This window comes from Streptomyces sp. NBC_00286, from assembly GCF_036173125.1.
Lineage (GTDB): Bacteria > Actinomycetota > Actinomycetes > Streptomycetales > Streptomycetaceae > Streptomyces.
This window is the reverse complement of record NZ_CP108054.1, coordinates 6,589,078-6,614,261: the sequence shown is the minus strand read 5'-3', so window position 1 is coordinate 6,614,261 and position 25,184 is coordinate 6,589,078. Positions and strand designations below refer to the sequence as shown.

At 70.2% G+C, this 25,184-nt stretch carries 13 protein-coding genes and 5 pseudogenes; 8 read left to right on the top strand and 10 right to left on the bottom strand.

Features of this window, described 5'->3' with window-relative positions; all coding sequences use genetic code 11:
* The first annotated feature begins 49 nt into the window (after positions 1–49).
* Positions 50–355, top strand: a complete 306-nt coding sequence (locus tag OHT21_RS44800) for a hypothetical protein (protein ID WP_443050452.1) — start codon at positions 50–52, stop codon at positions 353–355.
* Between the two features lie 222 nt (positions 356–577).
* Here OHT21_RS44800 and OHT21_RS44795 read toward each other — a convergent pair whose 3' ends face one another.
* Together OHT21_RS44795 and OHT21_RS30455 are read right to left on the bottom strand one after the other, a co-directional pair.
* Entirely contained in the window at positions 578–820 is a 243-nt protein-coding gene (locus OHT21_RS44795; RefSeq protein ID WP_443050451.1) for a transposase, read from the bottom strand.
* A 195-nt stretch (positions 821–1,015) separates the two neighbouring features.
* Positions 1,016–1,453, bottom strand: a complete 438-nt coding sequence (locus OHT21_RS30455; protein WP_328771478.1) for an ArsR/SmtB family transcription factor — start codon at positions 1,451–1,453, stop codon at positions 1,016–1,018.
* Positions 1,454–1,626: 173 nt separating this feature from the next.
* On the opposite strand from OHT21_RS30455, the pseudogene aztA reads away from it, so the two are divergent.
* Positions 1,627–2,365, top strand: a pseudogene (gene aztA / locus OHT21_RS30450) (zinc ABC transporter ATP-binding protein AztA).
* 310 nt (positions 2,366–2,675) lie between these two features.
* Here aztA and OHT21_RS30445 read toward each other — a convergent pair.
* Positions 2,676–2,813: pseudogene (locus OHT21_RS30445) on the bottom strand (AraC family transcriptional regulator); the annotation flags it as partial.
* Positions 2,814–3,285: 472 nt separating this feature from the next.
* On the opposite strand from OHT21_RS30445, the pseudogene OHT21_RS30440 reads away from it, so the two are divergent.
* Positions 3,286–3,816: pseudogene (locus OHT21_RS30440) on the top strand (ABC transporter ATP-binding protein); the annotation flags it as partial.
* A pseudogene (locus OHT21_RS30435) lies at positions 3,809–4,542 on the top strand (ABC transporter ATP-binding protein). The pseudogenes OHT21_RS30440 and OHT21_RS30435, both read left to right, overlap by 8 nt.
* A 42-nt stretch (positions 4,543–4,584) precedes the next feature.
* Here OHT21_RS30435 and OHT21_RS30430 read toward each other — a convergent pair.
* The 5 genes and pseudogenes from OHT21_RS30430 to OHT21_RS30410 all read right to left on the bottom strand — a co-directional run.
* A pseudogene (locus OHT21_RS30430) lies at positions 4,585–4,929 on the bottom strand (Fe-Mn family superoxide dismutase); the annotation flags it as partial.
* Entirely contained in the window at positions 4,926–5,546 is a 621-nt protein-coding gene (locus tag OHT21_RS30425; protein ID WP_328771477.1) for a DUF2637 domain-containing protein, read from the bottom strand. The gene OHT21_RS30425 and the pseudogene OHT21_RS30430, both read right to left, overlap by 4 nt.
* Before the next feature lie 314 nt (positions 5,547–5,860).
* The gene (locus OHT21_RS30420) at positions 5,861–7,150 is read right to left on the bottom strand and encodes a vanadium-dependent haloperoxidase (protein ID WP_328771476.1); all 1,290 of its coding nucleotides are present in this window, start codon (positions 7,148–7,150) and stop codon (positions 5,861–5,863) included.
* A 377-nt stretch (positions 7,151–7,527) separates the two neighbouring features.
* Positions 7,528–9,114, bottom strand: a complete 1,587-nt coding sequence (locus OHT21_RS30415) for a S8 family serine peptidase (protein WP_328771475.1) — start codon at positions 9,112–9,114, stop codon at positions 7,528–7,530.
* Positions 9,115–9,398: 284 nt separating this feature from the next.
* A complete protein-coding gene (locus OHT21_RS30410) occupies positions 9,399–9,881 on the bottom strand; it encodes a hypothetical protein (protein ID WP_328771474.1) in 483 nt (160 codons plus the stop codon).
* Positions 9,882–10,192: 311 nt separating this feature from the next.
* Here OHT21_RS30410 and OHT21_RS30405 point away from each other — a divergent pair, with 311 nt between their 5' ends.
* Positions 10,193–12,940, top strand: coding sequence for a GH59 galactosidase (locus OHT21_RS30405; RefSeq protein ID WP_328771473.1), 2,748 nt, complete (start codon positions 10,193–10,195; stop codon positions 12,938–12,940).
* Positions 12,941–13,029: 89 nt separating this feature from the next.
* On the opposite strand, the gene OHT21_RS30400 is transcribed toward OHT21_RS30405, so the two are convergent.
* Both OHT21_RS30400 and OHT21_RS30395 read right to left on the bottom strand, forming a co-directional pair.
* A complete protein-coding gene (locus tag OHT21_RS30400; protein ID WP_328771472.1) occupies positions 13,030–14,595 on the bottom strand; it encodes a GGDEF domain-containing protein in 1,566 nt (521 codons plus the stop codon).
* Complete coding sequence (locus OHT21_RS30395; RefSeq protein WP_328771471.1) at positions 14,592–17,408, bottom strand: response regulator; 2,817 nt, start codon at positions 17,406–17,408, stop codon at positions 14,592–14,594. Before OHT21_RS30395 ends, OHT21_RS30400 begins: the two co-directional genes overlap by 4 nt.
* Before the next feature lie 264 nt (positions 17,409–17,672).
* On the opposite strand from OHT21_RS30395, the gene OHT21_RS30390 reads away from it, so the two are divergent.
* Genes OHT21_RS30390 through OHT21_RS30380 form a run of 3 tightly spaced genes read left to right on the top strand, consistent with a single transcriptional unit; the run spans position 17,673 to position 25,179 of the window.
* Positions 17,673–19,259: a TIGR02677 family protein gene (locus OHT21_RS30390; RefSeq protein WP_328771470.1), complete on the top strand. Its 1,587-nt coding sequence runs from the start codon at positions 17,673–17,675 to the stop codon at positions 19,257–19,259.
* Positions 19,256–20,983 carry a TIGR02678 family protein gene (locus OHT21_RS30385; protein ID WP_328771469.1) on the top strand — a complete coding sequence of 576 codons (1,728 nt, stop codon included), beginning with the start codon at positions 19,256–19,258 and terminating at the stop codon, positions 20,981–20,983. The genes OHT21_RS30390 and OHT21_RS30385 overlap by 4 nt, the downstream gene beginning before the upstream one ends.
* Entirely contained in the window at positions 20,980–25,179 is a 4,200-nt protein-coding gene (locus tag OHT21_RS30380; RefSeq protein WP_328771468.1) for a TIGR02680 family protein, read from the top strand. The genes OHT21_RS30385 and OHT21_RS30380 overlap by 4 nt, the downstream gene beginning before the upstream one ends.
* Positions 25,180–25,184: the final 5 nt, after the last annotated feature.

Genomic DNA, 25,184 nt, shown 5'->3' with positions numbered 1-25,184 from the left:
GCTGGCCTCAACCGATCTTCAGCTGCGTGGCTCCCAGCGGAACCATCGTTTGACCGCCAGGATCGAGAGCGCGCTCCAGATTGACGCGATCAAGACGTTCAACGCGGACTCGCTTACCGTGCCCTCGCCGTTCCAAGCTGTCTGGATCAGTTCGATGACAGGTGTGAGGGGCGCCGTTCGTGCCGAGGAGCGCGAAGAGCTCGCCCTGGGCGACGCGGAAGGAGACGCCACGGACCGCGTCGAAGCCTTCGGCGCCCATGGCGCCGTATCGCCTCCGCAGGTCTGTGACCTCGATCACGTTAGGGGTGGGGTTCATGAGTTCATCATGCAGCCAGTCGCAGATTTTCCCCGCTGAGATCTCTCATGCCTTCACCTGACAAATGTCATGGATGAGAGTGATAAATATAATGACCTTGGAGTTGAAGATTCCACTTCTTGATGTGATCTACACCCTATCGCGTCGCCATAGGTGACGCTTCCATCTCTCCCTGGCAGCCGCCGGGCGCCCGTCGGCTGCTCCCGTGTAATTGCGCAACAAGTCCCCTCAAGGGGGCCAAGAATTCTCGATGGAAAGCTCTTAAGTCAGCTGGAGGGCTTGGGTGAACTCCAATGGCCATGACTTAAGTCGGTCGTGGCCATTGCACCGGCAGCGGCCCGTCCTGCTGTCCCTGTTCACGCTCATGTTGGCGCACCCAGGTGCGGAGGGCTCGGGATTCACGTTGAGTTCCCGGGCGACATGAGCGACCGGCTTGCTGGATTTCAACGCCAGCTGGACCGCTTCTTCACGGAACTCCGGCGAGTACGGACTTGGACGTGCCACTTGCTGCTTCCCTCGATTCCTTACAGGAAAACCCTATTGGGTCCTGTCCGGGATCTTCGGGGCCCCTCAGGCCGAACAGAGTCGCCATCGTGATCGCTCGCATCATCCGTTTACTCCGGGCTTCATGGATGGTCAAGCGATTCCCTCGTCTTTCGTTCAACTGACCCGCGAAACGTATGTCACCTATGATCCTTTTTAGGATGTCGCCGCAAGAACCGCAGCCACAGCCTCACGGGCTTCGCGGGGTACTTCATAGTGGCCTCTGCGTGAGGCTGAAAGCCATCCCTCGTTCACCAGTTGGCGCAAGTGATGGTAGATCTGCCCTGTACTGCCCATATCGGTCTGCGCTGCGAGTTCTGCAGCCCTGAGCGGGCCGTCAAGACAGGCGAGCAGGATACGCAGACGCACCGGGTGCCCGAGCGCGTTCAGGCGAGCCGCCAACACGTCCAGATCAGAATGTGCGAGGAGCCTGGTGGCGAGCTGACGCGAGTCCTCAGCTTCGGCTACATGATTAGCTGTTCCAACCCCGTTGTTCGTCTCAGCGGCTGGGTGTTCCTGGAAGAGCAGAGAGACTCGTTCTTCAAGGTCTTCAACGCGGCGAGTCAGTTCGTCGCCCAGAGAGACATCAGTCATGAGATTCAGCGTAGTTGTAGGCATAGTGCACCGGAACGCCCGCAGTCAGGCGCGACTGGGGTCACGAGGTGATGCCTTCCCAGGAAACGAGGAGGTCGGCCCGCCGCACAGCACCCTTTGCACGAAGGTCACCCCGAAGGGGCCCGTCAACCATTCCACATAAGCGGACTATAATGAAAACCATGTTCAAGACACAGGGGCCCTCTCCCGCCCTCGCCGAGGACAGGACGCCCCGAGTCCGCTTGACGGGACTCTCCGCCGGATATCCGGGCCGCCACGTTCTGCATCAACTCGACGCCGAGATACCTGCGTTGGCCGTCACGGCGCTCGTCGGCCCGAACGGCAGCGGGAAGTCCACGCTGCTCGGAGTCATTGCCGGAGTCATCCAACCCACATCAGGCCAGCTCCACCACCATGGCAACCGGCCGCCGGCGTTCGTCCCGCAGCGCGGCGCCGTCGGTGACGCACTGCCGCTGACGGTCAGACAGACGGTGGAGATGGGGCTCTGGGGCGAACGCGGGCCGTGCCGGCTGACCCGGCAGGATCGCGCCACCGTGGACCAGGCCATGGAGAGCTCGGCATCACCGACCTCGCCACCCGCCAGCTCGGAGAACTGTCCGGCGGGCAGCGGCAACGCGCCCTGACCGCCCAAGGACTCGCGCAGGAGTCGAACCTGCTCCTCCTGGACGAGCCGACCACGGACTCGACCCCGAGGCAAAAGATCGTATCGCCGCGCTGCTGACGGAGCTGGTCGCCGACGGCGTGACCGTCGTGCAAGCCACACACGACCTCGAAGCCGCACGCTCGGCGGACGCCTGCCTTCTACTCCGCTACGGTCACCTGGCGGGAGAGGGGCACCCCGAGCAGCTTCTCACCGCTTCGACGCTCGCACAGATCTGGCAACCGGCCTGACGCGACCGCTCGTGGCGACGGTGCTCACGTGCCGCTGTCGCATGTGCCCGCCAGGTGCCGGTGCAAGCCCGCGGCTGTCGCAGCGCCTGCGTCACCGCACCGTCGGGCTTTCTCGGCGTCAGCAGCGATTCCCGACAACCTCACAGCCGCCGACGTGGAGAACGGCTGACATAGGTCCGCCCCGACTCAGAGCTCCCGCACGTCGATGGGTCCACGCTGATGAGAGCCGACGTACCCTTGGAACGCTCTCCCGCAGCCCGCATGGAGTCGGTCACCGAAAGTACTGGCAATCGGTAGATCCTGGTTGGCACTAGCGGGCCGCCTGGAACGTACGCCGGTACGTCTGCGGTGAGACCCCGATCGCCGCGTGGAGGTGCTGGCGCAGGGAGGCGCCCGTGGCGAAGCCGACCTGGCCGGCGATCTGGTCCACCGACAGGTCGCTGGACTGGCCCACTGCCCGTTCACCGTGGTCCGCTCCGACCTGCCCTGACGCCCGGCCGTTTCCGAGCCACGTGGTGTCCCAGACAGTGGAGGCTGGGCTTCTTCTGCTGACAGACCCACGCAGGTCAGGCTCCCTCCGCAGGGCGCTCGGAGTCCGTGCACGCCCATGGAAGTCAACCCGGGCGAGCAGCCCCGCGTCGCTGCAGTCTTCGCCTCCACCAACGCAGGAGCCATCGGCTCAGTCCGATGCGGTCTGTTCGAAATCGTCGTCCTCCAACGGGGGCGATTGAGACGGAGGAAACAGCCGGTCCTCGTACGCCCCCAGCGCTATCAACAGCAGCAGCATCCCCACCGGCACAAGCAAGGCAACCACAACCACACGGCGCCTCCCGCAATCGCGGCGATCGGGGCCTGTGACCAGCGTCGGGACAAACCTCCAACAGCGCACGTCAGGAACACCCGCGTGCAAGCCGCCGAGGGCAGCCGAGCGCGCCGAGTTCCCCACCGACCACCTCGACCGCCACCCGCACCAGCTCTCCGGCGGCCTCGCCCAACGCGCCGCCACCGCCCTCGCCCTCGTCGGCGACACGCCCCTGCTGCTCGCCGACGAACCGACAACCGGACTCGACCGCGACCTGGTGGACCACACGGTCGACGAACTCCGCCGCCACATCGACCGCGAGGACGGCACGGACCGGGCCCTGCTGGTGATCACCCACGACCTCACGGCCGCCGAACGCATCACCGACCGCGTGGCCGTGATGTACGCGGGCCGAATCGTCGAACTCACCGACGCGGAAACGTTCTTCGGCACCCCCGGGCCCCAGCACCCCTACGAACGCGCCTTCACCCCCATCCCCGGAATGCCACCCGAACTCGGCGACCTCCCCGACGGCTGTGCCTTCGCCCCACGCTGCGAGCGCGCCACCGAAGCCTGCGCCACCCTCCCCCCGACGACCGGCGGAACCGCCTGCCACCATCCGCACGTACCGGAGGACGCCCGTGCTTGAACTGCGCGCCATCACCGCCGGATACGACAGGAAAGCCCCGGTGGTGCGAGGCGCCTCGCTGACCGTCGCACCCGGTGAGGCCGTCGGCCTGCTCGGCCCCAGCGGCTGCGGCAAATCCACCCTCGCCCGGGTCGCCGCCCTTCTCCACCGCCCCGACTCCGGCACCCTCTTCCTCGACGGCGAACCCGTACGACGCTGGCGCCATCGCGCCCCGCGCACCCAACGCACCACGTTCGGCGTCGTCTTCCAGCAGCCCCGACTCTCCGCCGACCCCCGGCTGCGGCTCACCGACCTGATCGCAGAACCCCTGCGCGCGGCCGCCGCAAAGAGATCCCCGAACGCGTCGCCGAGCTGGCAATAGCCGTCGGCCTCACCCCCGACCTCCTGGGCCGCCGCCCTCACGAGGTCAGCGACGGCCAGCTCCAACGCGCCTGCCTCGCCCGCGCCCTCGTGCTGCGCCCGTGCTGGCTGATCTGCGACGAGATGACCGCGATGCTGGACGCGTCCACCACCGCCGCGCTGGTGGCCGCCGTCGAGGACTACCGCGCAACCACCGGCGCCAGCCTCCTCGCCGTCGGCCACGACCAAGTGCTCCTGGACCGCTGGTGCGACCGCACGCTCCACTGGGACGACATCACCGGCCGCCCCCCGCCGGGAACAGGACGGCTCCCGCAGACATCGGGCCTGCGGGAGCCGTCCGTTGTGCCGCCTGCCGGTGAACGGTGAGAAGACGATCACGAGGCAGGAGGCTCGAGGCGCTCTACGCCGTCACGGCGCGAGCAGCAGACTGTCGCCACGCTCCTTGACGGCGGCGTAGCGCTTGGCCACGTCCTGCCAGTTGACGACCTGCCACATGGCCTCGACGAAGTCGACCTTCTGGTTCTTGTACTGGAGGTAGAAGGCGTGCTCCCAGGCGTCGAAGACCAGGATCGGGGTCAAGCCCTGGCCGACATTGCCCTGGTGGTCGTAGACCTGCTCGACGATCAGCCGGCCGCTCAGCGGCTCGTAGGCCAGGACGCCCCAGCCCGAACCCTGCGTGGTCGCGGACGCCTTGGACAGCTGTGCCTTGAAGTTCGCGAAGGAGCCGAAGGACTCGGAACCAGCAGTACTCAACCACGAGCGCTCCCGTTGCGGCTCGCGCGTACCAATGCCACCAACTGCCTTGACCGCCCGGCACCGATGCGCAAGTCCTTACGCAGCGACTCCGCCGACACCGGCCGTTGGTGCACCTCTCTGTGCCGAGCGTCCACTTGCCGGGCGCGCGCCAGTAGCGGATCACCAACATCGGCATGTTCGTCTCCGGACGGATCTACGGCAGTGGCCTCGGCGTGATCGCCGGAGCGATGGGCCAGAAGCTCTACCGCAAGCAGAAGCGCCACCGGCGGCCACCCCGCCACCAAGACGGGCTTCCACTCCAGGGCGGGCGCCGCGGCCATGTTGGCTGCGAGGGACACGACGATCCCGAGCAGAAAGGCCAGCCGCACCACATACCGCGTGCGCCGGTCACCCGCAGCCGACTGCTTCAGAACCCCGACCGTCGCCAACAGCAGCAAGCCGTCGACCGAGAGCGGCCAGAGGGTCGCGCTGGTCCTGTCCGCTCCGCCTTGCAGCGCGAACTCCCGCTGATGGACATACGAGGCGTACGCCGCTACCCCCGCAACCACCAGAGCGCCGGTACGCCGAACCCACGTCTCCAGATCCGCCGCGTGCCACGCGCCGGACCGCCTCACCGCCCGGCCCTCCCCCGAGCCGTAGGACAAAAGCTCCCTTCAACGATGAGCTTCCCTACCGGAAACCCCAGCTCAGACCGCCATCCGTCTGCTACGCGCCCCGCCGGGGGCGCCACACTGCTCTGAGCTATCGCAAGTCACGTCACCTTTGACCCGCGTGCCCGGCTTCCTCCGCCGGCGTCCAGCCGTTCTTCCGCTCCAGCGGAGCAGGCAGTCCCCGCATATACGCCAGCAACGGAGTTCCCCATAGGCAGGAGATCGACCAAGATCCTTCTGTCGCACGAGGAACTCCGTTGGATGAAGGGACGGCCGCGTCAGCGCCGCTGGAAGGCGCGGTTCAGGACGTCGAGGGTGACCGCCAGCCCGAGCCGGTGCCCGTGCTCGGAGGCGAAGCGGTAATGCACGCCGGCCCAGATTCGCGCCTCCAGGAGTTCGGCTGTCGCCGCCTGAAGGCTGTCGTAGTGGCGGGTCGTGCCGGACGCGGGGCTGTACGCGGCGAACGTGAGGTCGTCACGGCCGAAGAACGACCCCAGGACCGTCATGACCGCCGTGGTGAAGCAGGCGTGGCCCGACGGGTACTCCGGCGACGGGGCGGTGACCCGCAGCGGCGTCCAGTCCGGGTCGGGATCGGTGGCCGCGTTGCCGTCGGTGCCGGCGAGCGGAATGGCCGTCACTGGGCGCCAGAAGTTCCAGTGCGCCTTGGCCTTGTAGCAGGCGATCAGGGTGTCGGCGGAGGCCACGTACACCATGGCGAGCAGCCGGGCCGTCCGGAGGCTGCTGAGGCGGTGCGCGTCGGCGAGTTGCCGGGTGATCGACCATTCGACCATCCGGGGGTCGTCCCACCAGATCGCCGCCTCGGTCTGGTCCTCGGTGCGGACGGTGCTGGTGGCCGCGCCGAGGCTCTTGACCTCGTTCAGGTCGCGGGCCCAGGCGGCGCCGGTCAGGGCCGGCGGGGGCTTGACCCGGTAGGCGCCGGCGTCGGGGACGACGAACGGCTTCAGGTTCGGCACCCAGGCGCCGACGTTGACGTAGCCGGGCGGGGTGAGCCGGTATTCGCCCGGCTCGGTGCCGACGGTCCACGGCGCGGTGGGGTCGAAGCCGTCGTCACGGCGGCTCTCGGTCATCGCCGCGGCGGCGGCCCTGCCGACGGCCACCCCGCCGTCCTCGGCGCGGCCGTCGGGGATCGCGGCCAGCGCCTCGTCGTACCGGGCGTTCAGCGACTCGGCCTGCCCCGGGAAGAGCCACAGCAGCGTGTCGTGGGCGGCCGCGGCCACCGCCGCGGCGGTGGAGTCCCCGGGGCGGCTGCGGGGCGCGCTGACCAGGGGCTCGTACGGACGGCCGGCGACGGCGTTGACCGCGTCGTACACGGCGCCCTGCACGATGGCGAAGCTGCGGGTGCTGGTGGTGGGCGACTGCTTGGCGGTGTCGTAGATGGCGGTCTGGGCGTGGATGTTCCAGGCGATGACGGGATTGCCCGGGGCGGCCTCCACGCCGCTGTGTGCCTCGGCGGTGGTGGCCGTCAGTGGGACGGTCAGCGCGAGTGCGGTGAGGACCGCGATACGGCGTAACCCTCTGAATGATCCGGCGAGCGGGCGTTGTGTCACGAGACCCCCATGGGCTTGTCGGTGACAGATTGTCAGAGCCTAGAGGCAGGGGGTCTGATTTGTCGTTACATCGACAATCATCGACGATCCGACGGGGTTCACGCCCGGATGTCCGTCACCTCGGCGACGAATGCGCGGGCTCCGGCCGGGAGCACTCGGCCGGAGCGCCCTCCGGCGCCGACGAATCCGCGGCACCGCGACCGTGCCAGAAAGAACCAGCTCAGGGCGGCTATAGGGCCGTACAGATGCTGTCGGTGCTGACCACCGTACGAGCGGGATGCGCGACCACGTTGATCGCGCATCCCGGTGTTGATCGTCATCGACCGGCCCTACGGCCGAGTGAGGGTGGGCCTAGCGGGTGCGCCTAGCGGGTGGGCCTACCCGGTCGTGGTCGGGACGTAAGGAGACAGAGCCGGGGCCAGTTGCACCCCGGGCGCCAGGCCGAGGGCGGTGAGGGCGTCGGGGAGGCCGCGTCCGATGCGGGCGGCGTCCATGGTGCCCGGGGCGGCCAGTGGGCGGCAGCTGGCGGCGATGATCTCGAACAGGTGCCGCACCCGGCCGGGTCCGCGCGGCAGCAACTGGCCGTGGAAGTCCTCGTGATGGGCGAGAACGAGGGCGGCGAGACCGACGACATGGGCCGAGGCCGTACCGGTGCCGTCGAGGGCCGCGTATCCGCCCTCCGGCGAGCACGACAGGACCGCAACGCCGGGGGCAGCCGCGTCGACCCCGGGGCCGTAACAGCTGAACGGCGCGGCGAACAGCCCTTCCGGCGTCAGCTGCGGGCCCGCGTGGGTGGCCTGGGAGGTGTCCGGCGGGAAGGAGCCGAAGACCCCCAGCGCACCCACGGTGAACACGGTGGGCAGCGAGGCGGGGAAGCAGACCGGTCCGCCCGTGTCGCCCGCCGGGGCGACGCAGGCGATCCCTGCCGCATTGGCGTCGGCCAGTTTGCGGGAGACCAGCGCCGAGGGGTACGGCGTCGCCACGGCGATGTGCGCGATGTCGACGTCGCGTTCGATGCAGTGGTCCAGCGCGGCGATCAGGTCGCTGAAGCAGCCGCCGGGCAGCACCTGGCAGACCTCGATCTCGGCGTCGACCGCGGTGCCGATGACGCCCTTGCCGGTGTCCGCTCCGGCGATGACGCCCGCCGCGTGCGTGCCGGTGCCCACCGGGTCGTAGGCCCAGCCTTCCTCCGTACCGCGGACGAGATCGACCCCGGAGCGCACCCGCTGCTTCAGATCGGGATGCTCGCTGGCGACACCCGACCCGATGACCCCGACCTTGACCCCGAAGGCGCGGAACGTGGGAGGCAGCCGGTCCAGCCGCATCGCCTGCTGGCCCCAGCCGTACTGCTGCCGCTCCTCCAGCCCCGGGTACGCCTTCGCCAGCGGCGTGAGCGTGACCAGGTTCTGCTCGGTCGCCGACAGGTCCGGACGAGTGATCCAGCGGTCGGTGTAGCCGCCCACGGGGCGGACGTACAGGGACTGAATGGACTGGACGGTCTCCGTGGGCAGCGTGACGGTGACCGTCCCGTCGGCCGCGGTGACGCCCTGAGCGGGCCATGCCGAACCGATCAGGAACACGCCCGCCCCGGCCAGCGGTTCACCCTCGGGGCCGCAGACGCGCAGCGCGATCTCGACGGGTTCGTCCAAGGGCATGACCAGCCCCGGATCGCGCAGCGGGATCCCTGCGGCCGGCGCAGTGGCGGGTGGGGCCGCGGACAGCGGTAGGTCCGGCTCGATATGTACGTGCAGAGTCCGCATCGCCGGCAACTGAGACTCGGGCACCTCGACGACCGCGATCTCCGGGCAGGAGGGAGGCATCCCGGCCGACTGCAGTTTCTCCGAGGGCCGGAGCCTGCGGGTCACCTCGACCTCGGGCATCCGCTCCAGTTGGTCGCACACCTGGTCCATGCTGAGCTCGGGAATTCCTGGGGGGAGCAGATGCCGCGGCAGCGGCGTCACCATGTACCGCTCCCGGCGCGATTGCACCGGGTGCGGTGACCGTGCGGCTTTCCCGCCCGGCTCCGCCTGCCTGCCCTCCGGGTCCGGTCCTTCGGCCCCCGCACCACCCTCGGACCCGCTCGCCCCGCTGTTTCCGGGCCTTTCCTTAGCCATTACGTCCACCTTCACCACGCCTACGTCGTAACTGGTGCTCCTGATCCGGCAACAGGGCAGCTCGCCCGTTCAAGGTGATGCGGTGTGCCCGGAATCTGCTGCTCCGGGCACACCGCGTCACGCTGCCCTACTCGTCAGCCGATACCGAACGGCTGGCCCATCTGGCCGAAGCCGAAGCCGGGCTGCTGCTGGTACTGCGGGGACTGCTGACCGAACCCGCCGCCCCACTGCTGCTGGCCCTGCATGCCCTGGCCCTGCATGCCCTGCTGACCTTGCTGGCTCTGCGTGAGCAGGGCCACGATCGTGTTCGGCAGCGCCTGCTGCACGGACTGCTCCACGGCGTGGCGGACCGCCCCGGCCAGCGAGCGGTGCAGCGCGAGCGCCAGGTACGGGTGCGCCTGCTGAGCCAGCTCCGGCCGCTGCTGCAGCTGCTGCTGAAGCTGCTGGATCTGCTGGAACGTCTGCTGCACCTGCTGCGCGACCTGCTGGGCCGTCTGCTGACACGCCTGCTGGATGGTCTGCTGAACCAGCTGGGTGATCTGCTGCGGGCCGCCCTGCTGAGCGCCGAACTGCGTGCCGTACTGCTGTTGGGGTTGAGTACCGGTCATCACCGACATGAATGCTCCTTTCACCACTACCGAGGGAGGCCGACATAAGTGTCATATCGGCCTTATCGGGATATCCCGACGCCCCGAAACTAAGGGCACGTCGACAGAGCGGCAATCGGAAGCCTCCCGCCTCGCCCTCCGTCCGTGGCTACGGCTCCGCCGAGCGAGCGGACCGAGGCGCCGGCTCCCCTCACCCGACACAGGAAGCCCAAGAAGCAGTCTCGTCACGGGCATTGACGGGGAAAGCGCTTGCCTCCTACGGTTCCTCCGGCGAGCGAACAATGTTCGAAATATCGAACCCTGGCGGGAGTCGAGGCCGGATGGGCACGCAGAGACGGTTCGGGTGGGGGTCGGTTGCCGCGGCTGCCGCCATGGCGCTGGCGGCCGGAGTGGTCAATGCCCCTGCCGCGCACACCGCGGAGGATCCCGTCGAGGTCATAGTCGACGGGAACGATGTTCGCGCCGACAACGTGAACGGCTTGACGTACAAGGGACTTGGTCTGCTCAGCTGCAACAGCACGACCAATCTGCTGATGGACTACAAGGCCCAGCAGCCCGATCGGTACTGGCAGCTCATCAAGGTTCTTTTCGGCGGGAAGAATCCACTGATCAACCACGTCAAGATCGAGATGGGGACGGACACGAACACGTCGACCGGTTCCGATCCGGCGACGATGCGCACGCCGGACGAACTCGCCGACTCCTCCCGCTCCCCCGGCTTTCAACTGGCCGCCGACGCCAAGACGGTCAACCGGAATCTCAAAGTCTCCATTCTCCGCTGGGAAATGCCCGAATGGGTCCAGAACGAATGGGACAAGGGCACCGGCACCGACGAGATGTATAAGTGGTACAAGGAGACGATCCTCGACGCGTACGAGAAATACGGATACATCGTCGACTACGTCAACCCGGACAAGAACGAGACGCGTACCCCCGACCTCTCCTTCATCAAGTGGTACAAGAACGCGCTGGTGAACGACAGAGAATTCGCCGACCCGCGTTACGGACTGACGCCCCGGCAGCAGAAGGCGGCCGCGAAGGCGTACCGCGACATCAAGATCACCGCATCGGACGAGAACACCACGAAGAACATCGGCCCCGCCCTGCTCACGGACGCCGAACTCTTCGGCATGGTCGACGCGGTGGGCTACCACTACACCACCGACGACCGGCTGGACGGCACCCCCGACAGCGCCACCTACCGGCCGTACACAAAACTGGCGACCGGTGAGAACACGTACGGCCAGGACAAGGAAGTCTGGTACAGCGAGGGCGTCGGCTCCTTCGGCTACACCGAATACCGCGTCAACAACACCGAAGGCCCCAATGGCGCGAGCACCGGAATCGGCGGCGTACAAAGCGCCCTCGACCTCGCGAACCGTTCCGTCAAGAGCTACGCCAACTCCAAGCGGACGCACTACATCTTCCAGCCGGCGATCGGGTCCTTCTACGAGGGCGCCCAGTACAGCCACAAGGAACTCGTCAGCGCCCGCGATCCCTGGTCGGGCTATCTCCATTACGACGCGGCGCTCTATGTGATGCAGCACTTCACTCAGTTCGCGAAGACCGGCTGGGAGAACGACACCAACACGGCGGGTATTTGGCGCACCGTTCCGGAGGCCAGTTACAGCGGGGTGAGCGGCACCGAGAACGTCGACGGGTCGAACGGTGCCCCGAGTTATATGACGCTCGCGGATCCCCGTAAGAGGGACTTCTCGACGGTCGTGGTCAACGACAGTGACCAGGCCAAGACTTATCGCATCAAGGCCGAGAACATGCGACTCGGTTCGGACCCGACCATGGAGGTCTGGGAGACCCGTGCGGCGGACGCGGGGCAGGCCTACGACGCGAACTTCAAGCACCTCGCCGACCAGATCCGGCCCGGCGGCGACGGCTACTACACGTACACGGTGAAGCCGCGGTCGATCGTGACCCTGACGACGCTGGACAAGAGCCGCGACAAGGCGACGAAGCAGCGTCTGCCCAAGTCCGGGGACCGTACGGTGCTCGACACCGACGCCACCGGCAAGAAGCGCAACACCCGCGACGACGTCCTGTACGCCGACGACTTCGGCTACGAGGAGGAGGGCAGGGTCCGGGTCGGCGCGGGAGACGGCGCGCACAAGGTTTCTCAGCCCTACCTGACGTCCCGTGGCAACCAGCCGCGCTACATGGTCGACCAGACCGGCGCCTGGGAGGTCGGGAAGGACGCGGGCGGCGACAACGTGCTGTACCAGTACATGGACCAGTCCATGAAGGACACCCACGCCTGGAACCGGCACACGCCGAACACCACGGTCGGCGACTTCCGCTGGGAGAGCTACAAGGCCACGGTCGACGTCTCCTTCCCGGACCCGGCGGGCGGGCTCGCCTCCCTGGGCGTCCGCCAGCAGAAGGGCATGGCGATCAGCGACGCCGCCTACAACGTACGTATCCGCCCGGACGGCACCTGGACGTTCTACGAGTACGGCACCGCGATCAAGGCGGGTACGGTCGCCGCGTCAGACACCTACCGTCTCGCCATCGAGGCGAAGGGCGCGACGGTCACGGCCTTCATCGACGGGGAAGCCGTCGCCACGTACGAGGATCCGACTCCGCAGACCCAGGGCCGCGTCAAGCTCGGCAGCGACTTCTACAAGACGGGCTTCGACAACCTGAAGGTCGAGAAGATCGACGGGTACACGCCCTACACCGGCACCCAGCTCGACAACATGGACGGTTCGGTCGCGTACGACGGCGCCTGGAGCCGGAAGGCCTCACTCGGCGACGCGATGGACTGGTACCGGTCGACGTCGACGAGCACGGCCGCCGGTGCGTCCTTCAGCGTCCCGTTCACCGGTACGGGGATCGATGTCATCGGCGGCAACGACGGCAGCGCCGTTCTCGATGTCTACGTCGACGGCAAGCCGGTCGCGGTGGACGCGAAGACCTCCGCCGTCGACAAGCGCCTCGCGACGTACAAGCTCCGCGGCCTGCCCGAGGGCAAGCACACGGCGAAGTTCGTCCTCAAGTCGGGGAAGCTCGTTCTCGACGCGTTCCACGTCGTTCCCGGTGAGGGCCGACCGTAGAGATACGGCAGCGAGATCGTCACGTTCACCGACGACCACGGGCGCGCCTGTACCGCGTCCGTGGTCGTCGGCGCCCCTGCCGGAGGTCCTCAGTAGAAAGCGGCCTGGTTCTTGCCCGCCGTCTTCGCTCTGTACAAGGCCGTGTCGGCGTCCCGGAGCGCTTCCGTGGGCGCCGTCGGCTTGGTGATGCTGCGGGCTCCGATGCTGGTGGTCACCTGGACCGGATGGCCGTGGGCGAGGATGAACGGGTCGGTGAAGGCGTCCAGGAGCCGCGTCGTGTAGTCGTGCAGGGTGCGCTCGTCGACGCCTTCCACGAGGAGGGCGAACTCGTCGCCGCCGAGCCTGGCCACGAGGTCCTGGTCGCGGACCCTGCCCGCCAGCCGGTGTGCGACGCCGACCAGCAGTTCGTCGCCCACCGGGTGTCCCAGCGTGTCGTTGACCTCCTTGAAGCCGTCGAGATCGAGCATCACCAGTCCGGCGCCGCAATCGTCGGAACACCGGCCGAGTACGGACTCCAGGCGCTCGTTCAGCAGCGCCCGGTTGGCCAGACCCGTCAGCGGGTCGTGGGTCGCCTGATGGCTCAGCTGTTCCTGGAGCACCGACTGTTCCCGCAGTGAGGCGGCGAGGGCGATGGCCCGGCTCTGCGCGAACTGAGCCAGGAACGCGACGCGCAACAGCAGCAGCAGTGACAAGGCCGCCATCATGCCCACGATCACGGTGACGTCCACGGGCTGGTCCCGGATGCCGCCGACATTGGCCAGCACGATGAGTGGGCCCATCAGGATGAGCGCGATCAGGATCGACAGTCTGCGCCGCGGCATCCTCTCCTGGGCCGCCGCCGCGAGAGCCGGCCGGGCGAGGGAGGAGTGCAGTGCCGCGGCCCCCAGCAGGAGGACGGAAAGCATCCATCCCACCTCGGACACGTCCTCCGCGATCGCGGTCCCGGTCGTCGCCTGCGTCCCGTAATAGAGGCCGTCGGCGGCCAGCAGGACGACCAGCCATCCGAGGCACAGCAGGAACGACGGTGAGCGCGAGCCGGTGGTGAACATCAGCCGCGCGGCCACGGACAGCAGCAACAGGTCGGTGGCCGGATAGGCGATCGAGACGGCGAGCGGCCATGCGGACAGCTCGCTGCGCAGGTACGGGGCGAAGATGAACGCCCAGAACAGGGTGGCGAACCCGAGCGTGACGATGCCCGCGTCCAGCAGGCCCGCCCAGTGCAGACGACCCGCCTCCCGCCGGGCCAGCGCCACCAGGCCCGCAGTGAACAACAGATAGCTGCCCAGGTAGAGCATGTCGGCCACGCCCGGGAACGGGACTTCGTCGCCGCGTACCTGGTACAGACCCCAGATCGTGTCCGCCGCCGCGAACGGTGCCATCCCCGCGGCGAACAGCCACCACGGAAGGCGAGACGACGGCTTGTTCCTGGCCACGCCCACGGCGATCGCGGGCACAACCGAGGCAGAAACCAGCACGGGCAGCAGATAGCGCACCGGGGAGGAGGTGACCAGGAAGGTGACGATCACGGCCACCCCTGCTGTCACATACGCCCAGGCCACCGCCTCGCGGCGGGAGGGCAGCCAGGCCTGCAGCTTGCCCACGGCGCGTACCTGCCTGCCGCCGCCGGGAGCCGGAGAGCGGTGATGGAGCATCATTCGCCTCCGTGGCCCGGAGGCTGGGAGCGGAGGGCCTCGAGGATGAGGCAGGTCCGGTCCAGTTCGTCCTGGAGCCGGGGCGCGATCTGGGCCAGGGGGGCGGAGTCCCCGGCCCGGGCCTGCTCCTCCAGCTCCGCGCAGCAGGCGGCGAGGCTACGGGCTCCCATGTTGCCGGCGGCGCCTTTGAGGCTGTGGGCCTGCTCGGCGGTCTCCGAGGTGTCGTGGTGGTCAAGGGCGTGGAAGAGGGCGCTGGTCATCTCGGGTGCCCGGACGAGGAAGTGGTCCACAAGACGGTTGACCAGTTCGTGCTCGGCGGGGGTGCCTGCGCCCCGTAGTTCGTTCAGACGCTCTTCGAGGGAGGCGCGCAGGTCGTCGCTGTCCTCCTGTGAGCCGGTGGGGTGTACCCAGCGGGCGAGCGCTCGTTCCAGCTCGTCGGCGCTGACGGGTTTGGAGATGTAGTCGTCCATGCCCGCGGCCAGACAGCGTTCCCGGTCCTCGGACATGGCGCTGGCGGTCATGGCGATCACCGGCAGATGACGGCCGCTGCCGCGTTCCCGGCGGCGCAGCTCCCGGGTGGCGCTGTAGCCGTCCATCCGGGGCATCTGACAGTCCATCAGTACGGCCTGATAGCGGGGTTTCGCGTGCGCCTCGGTCAGTTGCAGTGCCTGGATGCCGTCGGCGGCGATGTCGAGGCTGTAGCCGAGGCTGGTGAGCATGCCCTGCGCCACCATCTGGTTGATCTCGTTGTCCTCCACCAGCAGCAGATGGCCGCGGTCGGCAGGCTGGGGTGCGGAAGGGGTCGGCGCCCGTGCCGGTGCCTGTGCGAGTGCCTGGGCGGAAACGGCCACCGACGGCTTCTGGCTCATGAGTTCGACCAGAGCGTCCACGAGCTGCGACTGCGAAACGGGCTTCGGCAGACTCTTCGCGATACCGGCCGCGGTCAGCTCGGCGGCGGGCAGCGGTGCGCTGGAGCTGAGCATCAGCAGCCGTACGCGGGAGAGGGTCTGGTCCGTGGTGATCCGGCGGGCGAGTTCCAGGCCGTCCATGTCGGGCATATGCATGTCCAGCAGGGCCAGGTCGAAGGGGCGTCCCGCGGCTGCCGCCTCGTGCAGGGCCACCAGGGCCTGCGGGCCGCCCGCGACGGCGGTCGGCTGCATGTGCCATCTGCGCAGCTGGGTGTCGAGGATCAGCCGGTTGGTGTCGTTGTCGTCGACGACCAGCACCCGCAGCCCGCGCAGCACGACGGGCTGGACCGGCGCCGCGGGTTGCTGCGGCGTATCAGGGGTCCGGGCCGGCACGGTGAAGTAGAACGTGCTGCCCTGTCCGAGTCGGCTGGTGACGCCGATGGTGCCGCCCATGGCCTCGGTGAGCCTGCGGCAGATGGCCAGCCCGAGGCCGGTGCCTCCGTAGCGGCGGGTGGTGGAGGCGTCCGCCTGGGAGAACGCGTCGAACATGCGCTCCTGGTCGGCCTCGGCGATACCGATCCCCGTGTCGGACACCTCGAAGCGCAGCCACGGCGTGCTTGCCGCGGAGGGCCGGTCGGTGGCCGGGCAGGCCCGCAGGACGACCTCGCCGGACTCGGTGAACTTCACCGCGTTGGACGCCAGGTTGAGCAGGATCTGCCGCAGCCGCCCGGCGTCCCCGAGCACCGTCGCGGGCAGGTCGGGATGGCAGTCGCTGAGCAGTTCAAGACCGCGGGCCTGGGGGGTCTGCGCCACGAGCGAGGTGACCTCCTCCACCAGCGACTGGGGACTGAAGGCGACCTCGTCCAGTTCGAGCCTGCCGGCCTCCAGTTTGGAGAAGTCCAGGATGTCGTTGATCAGTGACAGCAGTGCCGAGCCGGCGGCCTGAATGCCCTCGGCGTAGCGGTGCTGCTCGGCGTCCAGCGCGGTGTCCAGCAGCAGGTTGCTGAGCCCGAGGACCCCGTTCATGGGCGTACGGATCTCATGGCTCATGGAGGCGACGAACTGGGACTTCGCCTGGGACGCGCCGATCGCCTGGTCGCGGGCCTCCGCCACGGCGGCTTCGGCCTGCTTGCGCTCGCTGATGTCGCGGACGAAGGCGTTGAAGCAGCGCGCCTTCGCCGACTTCAGCCGCCACACCTCCAGTTCGACCGGTATCTCGTGGCCGTCCCGGTGCAGGGCTTCGAGTTGGATCCGGCGGCCCATCACATGTGTCTCCCCGCCGGCCAGCACCCGCTGTAGGCCGGCCGTGTGTGCGGCGCGGTATCGCTCGGGGATGATCGTCTCCGTCAGCGGGCGTCCCATCGCCTCGCGGTGGCTGAACCCGAACAGCCTCTCCGCGGCCTGGTTCCAGTCGATGACCAGGCCTTCCTCGTCGATGGAGACGAAGGCGTCCCGGGCGGTCTCGATGACCGAGCGTGCCTGGTCCTGGAGCAGCCGCAGCGCTTCCTCGCGGCGCCGCTGTCCCTCCGCCTCGCGGATGAATCCCCGCACTTCGAGGGGCTTGCCCGCCGCGTCCCGTACGACCCAGGACGTGGTCTCCGTCCACAGCCAGTCCCCGTCGGCGCGCCGCAGCCGCAGACACACCACCACCCGCCCGTCACGGTGCAGGTCGCGCTCCGCTCCCTCGAAGTCGTCCACATCGCCCGGGTGCACCCAGGACTCCATCGAGGTCCCCACGATGTCCTCGACGGGTCGGCCGAGCAGTGCCTGCCCCGCGGCGGACACCTCCGCGAAGACACCGTCGAGCGTCCGCCGGAAGACCATGTCCGGAGAGTTCTTCGCCAGCAGCCGGAACCGTTCCTCGTCGTCGGCCGCGTACTGCCTCGACGGGTCTGTGGGTTGCTGCATACGTCCGCCTCCACATGTGATGCCCGACCGCATGGCGGGCCCGGGACTCCGAGCAGACGTCCACAGGCCGGCCCGTATGCGCGACGCCGCCCGCGCTCTCACGGGCCACGGCTGATGACGGAGATCACGCGATCCCCTCCGGATACCAACGGACCCTTCCAGCGAAGGATGAACCCACGAAGATCGCAAATCGGGTGTGACCCTGTGTGAATCTGCGGCCACGGTTGCCGGGACGGCGGGCGCGTCGGGGAGAATGCCTGAACGATGACCTCGACGCCTTCCGGACCGGCACGGGCCGGGTACGCGCCCTTCGCCCACCTCACCGTGCCCAACGCGCCCCTTTACCGCCGGGTCATGGGTACGTTCCTGGCCGCCAAGGAACGCTTCGCCGTACACCTCCGGCCCGAGGACGTACACGGCGCACTGCCCGCCGAGCACCGGCCCGCCGACCTGGACACCGTGGTCAAGGCCCTGGACAGTCTCGTCGAGTGGGGCAATCTGCGGGCGGACCCGGACACCTCCCGGGTCACCGCGGTCGAGGACTTCTACCGCAAGCGCTTCATCTACCAGCTCACCCAGGCGGGTGAGGCCGCCGAGCAGGCGCTCACCGCGTACGACGAGGCGCTGGGCCGGCGCGGCGCGCTGCAGGCGGTCGCGCTGCACGACATCGTCACCCAGCTGCGGGCCCTGCTGGTGATCGCGGGCGAACAGGAGCCGGACGCGGCCAAGGCGCATCTGGCGCTGTCCGCGCTGACCGGCCGGTTCGGTGCGCTGGCGGAGAACGCGCGGGCGTTCATGGGCTCGCTGCAGCGCACCATCGACCTGCACGATGTGGAGGTCGAGGTGTTCCTCGCCTACAAGGACCGGCTGATTCAGTACCTGGAGCGGTTCATCCAGGACCTGATCACCCTGGGCGGGCGGATCGCCCTGCTCATCGGCGAGCTGGAGGACCAGGGCCGGGCGGGCGTGCTGCTGCGGCTTGCGGCGGCCCGTGAGGCGGCCGATGCCGCCCCGGACGAGGCCGAGAGCGCCGAGGCGCAGGCGTACGAGCGGTGGGCGGCGCGCTGGTCTGGGCTCGCCGCCTGGTTCGTGTCCGCGGACGGCCGGGAGTCGCAGGCCCGCCTGCTGCGCGGCCGTGCCCTGGCGGCGATTCCGCAACTCCTCGCGGTGGTACGGCAGTTGAACGAGCGGCGGGCCGGCCGTTCGGACCGTTCGGCGGACTTCCGGGCGCTGGCCCGCTGGTTCGCCGAGGCGCCCGACGACGAGGCGCGGCATCGGCTGTGGCGGGCCGCCTTCGGGCTGTATCCCGCGCGTCACCTCACCGTCGACGCCGACACCCTGGAGCGCCGCACGGCCCACCCGGTCGCCGCGTCCACCCCGTGGGCCGAGGCCGAGCCGTTGCGGATCAGCCCGCAGCTGCGCCGCACCGGCAGTTACGAACGGCGCGGCAAGGCCCGCAAGGTGCAGGACCGCTCCGAGCAGCGGCGGCGCCTCGCGGAGATCGCCGTCCGGCAGGCGGAGGAGACCGCCGCCGCCCGGGCCCGCCTCGCGACGAACGGGACCACGCGGCTGTCCGCGCTCGGCGAGCTCGACCCGGCCGCCTTCGGCCTGTTCCTGGGGCTGCTCGGGGACGCCCTGGCCACCTGGCGGCCCGGCATGACGTCGACCGTCGCGACCAGCAACGACGGCTCGATGGAGATCCGGCTGACGGCGCTGGCCGACGGGACGACGGCTGAGATCCGTACACCCGGCGGCGTCTTCCGCGGCCCGGACCACCGGGTCGAGATCACCGATCTCACCCGGTCCGGACGCATACGCATGACCAGCCCCCCGATGTGGGAGGAGCGATGAGCACGCCCTTGAGCGAGGTGCTGGACGGCCGGCGCGCCGCCGAGTTCCAGAAGGCCGCCCGCGCCCTGCTGAAGGAGCCGCTGCTGCTCGCGCACGGCCCGTACGCCGACGAGTTGCGCCTGGTGCGGCGACACGCCGCCGAACTACGCGAGTGGTTCGACCGCAACACCGGCTGGGCCCTGCGCGTGGACGCAGAGTCCGCCCGGCTGGGCCGTACACCCGGCACCCTGACCGACCCCACCCATCCGGCCCGCGAGGCCGCCCGCGCCCGGGCGCCCTTCACCCGCCGCCGCTATGTGCTGCTGTGCCTGGCGCTGGCCGCGCTGGAGCGGGGCGAGGCGCAGATCGCGCTCGGCCGGCTCGCCGAGCAGGTCGTCCTGGACGCCGCCGATCCCCAACTGGCCGCCGCCGGAATCGAGTTCACGCTCGAGCGGCGCGACGAACGGCTGGATCTGGCGGCGGTGGTACGGCTCCTCATGCGGTACGGGGTGCTGCGGCGGGTGGCCGGCGACGAGGACGCGTACGTCAGCGGGGCGGGCGACGTGCTGTACGACGTCCAGCGCCGCGTCCTGGCCGGGCTGCTCGCCGCCCGCCGGGGCCCGTCGCTGATCACCGCCGAGGACTTCGAGGACCGGCTGGCCGAGCTGACCGCCGAAAGCGCCCTGGACAGCGACGACCTGCGCTTCCGCGCCATCCGCCAGAGGCTGACTAGGCGGCTCCTGGACGACCCGGTCCTGTACTACGACGAGCTGACCGACGAGGAGCTCGCCTACCTGACCCGCCAGCGCGCCTTCATCACCGCACGCATCACCGAACTGACCGGCCTGGTCGCGGAGGTACGGGCCGAGGGCATCGCCATGGTCGACCCCCAGGACGACCTGACAGACGTACGAATGCCCGAACAGGGCACCCACGGCCACGTCACCCTGCTCCTAGCCGAACACCTCGCATCCGCGGCCAGCCCGGTGACCCGACCCGACCTAGAACGCAGGGTGCGCGAACTGGCCGCCGAACACGGCGGCTTCTGGTCGAAGTCCGCCAAGCAGCCGGGCGCTGAGGCGGAACTCACCGAGCAGGCGCTCGCCAAGCTGACCGCGCTCGGCCTGATCACCCGCACACCTGACGGCGACGTTGCCCCGCTTCCGGCGCTGGCTCGGTACGCGGTCGGCGAGACGGTCGTGCGACAGGCGGGTGCGCCTGAACGACAGGGGGCGGGTGCACCCGGGCGCCAGGCAGCGGCCACGCCCGCACGACAGGAGGCGAGCGCCCCCGTACGACAGGGGACGGGTGTGCCCGGGCGCCAGGCAGCGGATGCCCCCGTAGAGCAGGCGAATGCGCCCGGACGACAGGCAGCGGCCACGCCCTCAGAACAGGCGCACCCGCCCGCACAACAGGCAGCAGGCACGCACCCACGAACGGAGGCGAGCGCCCCCGTACGACAGAGGACGGGCGCGCCCGGGCGCCAGGCAGCGGATGCCCCCGTAGACCAGGCGAATACGTCCGTACGACCGGCAGCAACCACGCCCACAGAACAGGCGCACCCGCCCGCACAACAGACAGCAGGCACGCCCGCAGAGCAAGCGCACCCGCCCGCACAACAGAGGGCGGGCGCCTCTTCACGACACGGGACAGGTGCCCCCGTACAACACGCGAGTACGCCCCCGAAGCAGCCCTCGCCTCCCCAGCCCCCCTCCCCCGCCGAGCGAAAGGCGCAGCAGTCGTGACCGCTCTGCCCACTCCCGTGCCCGGCCGGTGGCGGCCGTTGCGTATCGGTCTGGTTGATCTCTTCTATTACGACACCGAGGAGTTCTGGTTCCGCGACGGGCGGCTGTTGCTGCGGGGCAACAACGGCACCGGGAAGTCCAAGGTGCTCGCCCTCACCCTGCCCTTCCTCCTCGACGGCGACCTGTCCGCGCGGCGGGTGGAGCCCGACGCCGATCCCGGCAAGCGGATGGAGTGGAACCTGCTGCTCGGCGGGCAGCACCCGCACGCCGAGCGGCTCGGCTACACCTGGATCGAGTTCGGGCGCCGCGACGAGACCGACGGACGGGAGCAGTTCCTCACCCTCGCCTGCGGGCTGAAGGCGGTGGCGGGGCGGGGCATCGCCCGCCACTGGTACGCGGTCACCGACCAGCGCGTCGGCAAGGAGCTCAGCCTGCTCGACGCCACCGGCACCGCGCTGTCGCGGGACCGGCTGGCGGAGGCGGTCGCCGGGCGCGGCATGGTCCACGACACGGCCACGGCGTATCGCAGGGCGGTCGACGAGGCGCTGTTCGGCCTTGGCGAGCGGCGGTACGCAGCCCTGGTCGACCTGCTCATCCAGCTGCGCCAACCGCAGTTGTCGAAACGGCCCAACGAGGCCGCGCTGTCCCGCGCACTGACCGAGGCGCTGCCGCCCATGGACCAGGCGGTGATCGCGGACGTGGCCGAGGCGTTCCGCTCCCTGGACGAGGAGAAGGAGGAGCTGCGGGCGGCCACCGAGGCCGAGCGGGCGGCGTCCGCGTTCCTCGATCACTACCGCCGCTACGCCCGCGTCGCCACCCGCCGCCGCGCCCGGCTCCCCCGCCACGAGCACGCCCGTTACGAGCAGCTGAACCGCGACCTCGCCCAGGCCCAGGCCGAGCGCTCCCAGGCGGAGGAGGAACGGGAACGGATCGCCGCGCGGATCGCGGAGCTGGAAGAGACCGCCACCCGGCTGACGGCGCAGGAGGCCGCGCTGCGCGAGGGCCCCGAGATGCGCAGCGCCCGCGAGCTGGAACAGGCGGCAGCCGACGCGCGCCGCACCGCCGACGATCTGGCCCGCGCCGAGGCGGACCGCGAGCAGGCGGCCCAGGCGCACACCCGCGCCCTGGGCCGCCTCGAGACCGCCGAGCGGCGGCTGACGGCGGCCGAGCAGCAGGTCGCGGACACGCTCGCCCGCGAACGGGAGGCCGCCGCGGCCGCCCGCCTCGACGCGCCGCTGCGCACCGAGGGCGCCCCGGAGCCCGAACTGCGCCGCGCCGCCGAGGAGTCGGTGGCCCGCAGGCGGCGCACCATCGACCATGTGGAGGAGCTGGCCGCGCGCGCCGAGGAGGCCGCCGCCGAACGCCGCGCCGCCGCCCGCCGTCTGGACGAGGCGCAGACCGAGGCCGGCCACACCGCCGAGCGGCAGGCCCGCGCGGAGGCCACCGCAGCCGAGGCAGGCCGCGAGCTGGTCGTCGCCGTACGCGAACACCTCGACGCCTGCGGGGAGTTGACGCTCGACGACCCCGCGGGCCTGCTGGACGGTCTCCAGGACTGGACCACGCATCTCCAGGGCCTGTACCCCGCGCGCGAGCACGCCGCCGGAGCCCATCGCGCCCGGGCCGCGCACCTGGCCGACCAGTCGGCGGCCCTCGGACAGCGACTGGCCGAACTGGACGCCCGCCGCGCCGAGTCCGAGCGGGAGCTGGCCGACCTGGAGGCGGGCGGCCAGCGCGGCCCCACGGCTCCGCACACGCGTACTCCCGGCATCCGCGACGAGGCTCCCGGGGCACCCCTGTGGCGCCTGGTCGACTTCCACGACCACGTCGCCACCGGTGAACGGGCAGGCCTGGAGGCGGCGTTGGAGGCCTCCGGCCTGCTGGACGCCTGGGTGCGCCCGGACGGCACCGCCGTGGCCGCCGACGGACACGACATCCTGCTGTCACCGGGCGCCCCGCCACCCGGCGCGACCCTTGCCTCCGTACTGCGCCCGGCCGTCGACCACGGCGACGCGCGCGCCATGGCGGTCGGCGAGGGAACCGTGACCCGTCTCCTGGCCGCCGTGGGCCTCGGCTCCGGCGGCTCCGGCGACACCTGGGTGGCGACCGACGGCCACTTCCGCGTCGGCGCGCTGACCGGCAGCTGGTCCAAGGAGAGCGCCGCGTACGTGGGTGAGGGCGCCCGCGAGGAGGCACGCCGGGCCCGGATCACCGTCCTGCGCGACGAACTGGCCTCCCTGGACGGCGAGTTGGCCCGCCTACGGGACGAGCGCGACCAAGTCGCCCGTAGCCGCCACACCCTGGACGCCGAACTGGCCGCCGTCCCGGACGACGCCGCTCTGCGCCACGCACACGCACTGGCCGCCGCCGCAGCGGACGCCGCCCACCGGGCCCGTACCCGCCAGGACGAGCGCTCCGCGGAACTGGCCGACGCGGCCCGGAGGGAGGCCGAGACCGCCACCGAACTCACCGACACGGCCGAGGCCCTGAACCTGCCCGCCGACCGGGCGGACCGCACCGCCGTCCGCCAGGCACTGGCCGACTACACCGCCGTACTCGCCGCCCTGTGGCCCGCGCTGCGCGAGCGCACCGACGCCGGGCGCGCCGTCGCCGACGAACGTACGGAAGCCGAGCGAGCCGGCACCCGCGTGGCCGAACTCGCCCTGCGCGCCGAGGAGTCGAGCCGCCTCGCCACCACCGCCGACGAACGCCACACCACCCTGCGCTCCACCGTCGGCGCCGCGGTCGCGGAACTTCAGCGGCGCCTGGCCGACACCGCCGACGCCCTGACCGCCTGCGACCGCGAGCAGCGCACGGCCCGCGAGGAACACCGCGCCGCGGACCAGCGCGCCAGCCGTGCCGAGGGCCGCATCGAGCAGCTGGACAAGGACGTACGGGACGCCGCCGCCTCCCGGGCCGAGGCCATCTCCGCACTCCAGCGGTTCGCGGGCACCGGCCTGCTGACCGTCGCCCTGCCGGAGGCGGCCGTACCCCCGCCGGACGGCGACCCGTGGGCGGCCACTCCGGCGATCGCGCTCGCCCGGTCCGTCGAGGCGGAACTCAGCTCGACCGACGACTCGGACGGCGCCTGGGAACGCGTACAGAAACGGCTCAGTGAGGAGTACAAGAAGCTGCAGGACGCGCTCTCCCGCGGCGGCCACACCGCCACCGCCCGTATGGCCGAGGACGGCATGGTCGTCGACATCGTCTACCAGGGCCGCCGGCGGACCGTCCCTGAACTGGCCGGCGCCCTCGGCACGGAAGTGGCCGAACTGGCGCGCATCCTGTCCGCCCACGAACGCGAGATCCTGGAAACCCACCTGCTGACCGAGGTCGCAGGCACGCTGCAGGAGCTGATCGGAGCGGCCGAACGCCAGGTACGGGCCATGAACGCCGAGCTTCAGGAGCGGCCCACCTCCACCGGTATGAGGCTGCGTCTGGTGTGGCGCCCTTCGCGCAAGGCGCCGACAGGCCTGGCCCAGGCACGCGAACGGCTGCGCCAGTCCGCGGACGCCTGGGCGCCCGAGGACCGGGCGGCGGTCGGCGAGTTCCTGCAGGCCGAGATCGCCCGCCGGCAGTCCGACGACGCAGCGGGCAGCTGGCTGGAGGTACTCACCGCGGCGCTCGACTACCGCGCCTGGCACGAGTTCGGCATCGAACGCCACCAGCACGGCACCTGGGTCCCGGCCACCGGCCCCGCTTCCGGCGGCGAACGCGTACTGGCCGTGTCCGTACCGCTGTTCGCCGCCGCCTCCTCGCACTACGCCACGGCCGCCCCCGACGCCCCGCGCCTGGTCACCCTGGACGAGGCGTTCGCGGGCGTGGACGACGACTCACGCGCCAAGTGCCTGGGCCTGCTGCACGCCTTCGACCTGGACGTGGTGATGACCAGCGAACGCGAATGGGCCTGCTACCCCCAGGTCCCCGGCATCGCCATCGCCCAGCTCTCCCGCGTGGACGAGATCGCCGCGGTCCTGGTCACCCGCTGGGAATGGGACGGCGCAGAACGCGTACGGGGCGCAGAGCCGGACCACCGCCTGGCGGCACTGCCCGGCCAGTCTCAGGCTCCGGGCGCTCCGGGCGCTCCGGGCGCTCCGGGCGGCGACGGGGGTCCCTCCGCGCGAGGGAGTGCGAGCGTGGGGGAGGCACCGGCGCCGACTGGGGGCGCTGCCGTGGACCAGAACCCGTCGTGGACATGAGGTCG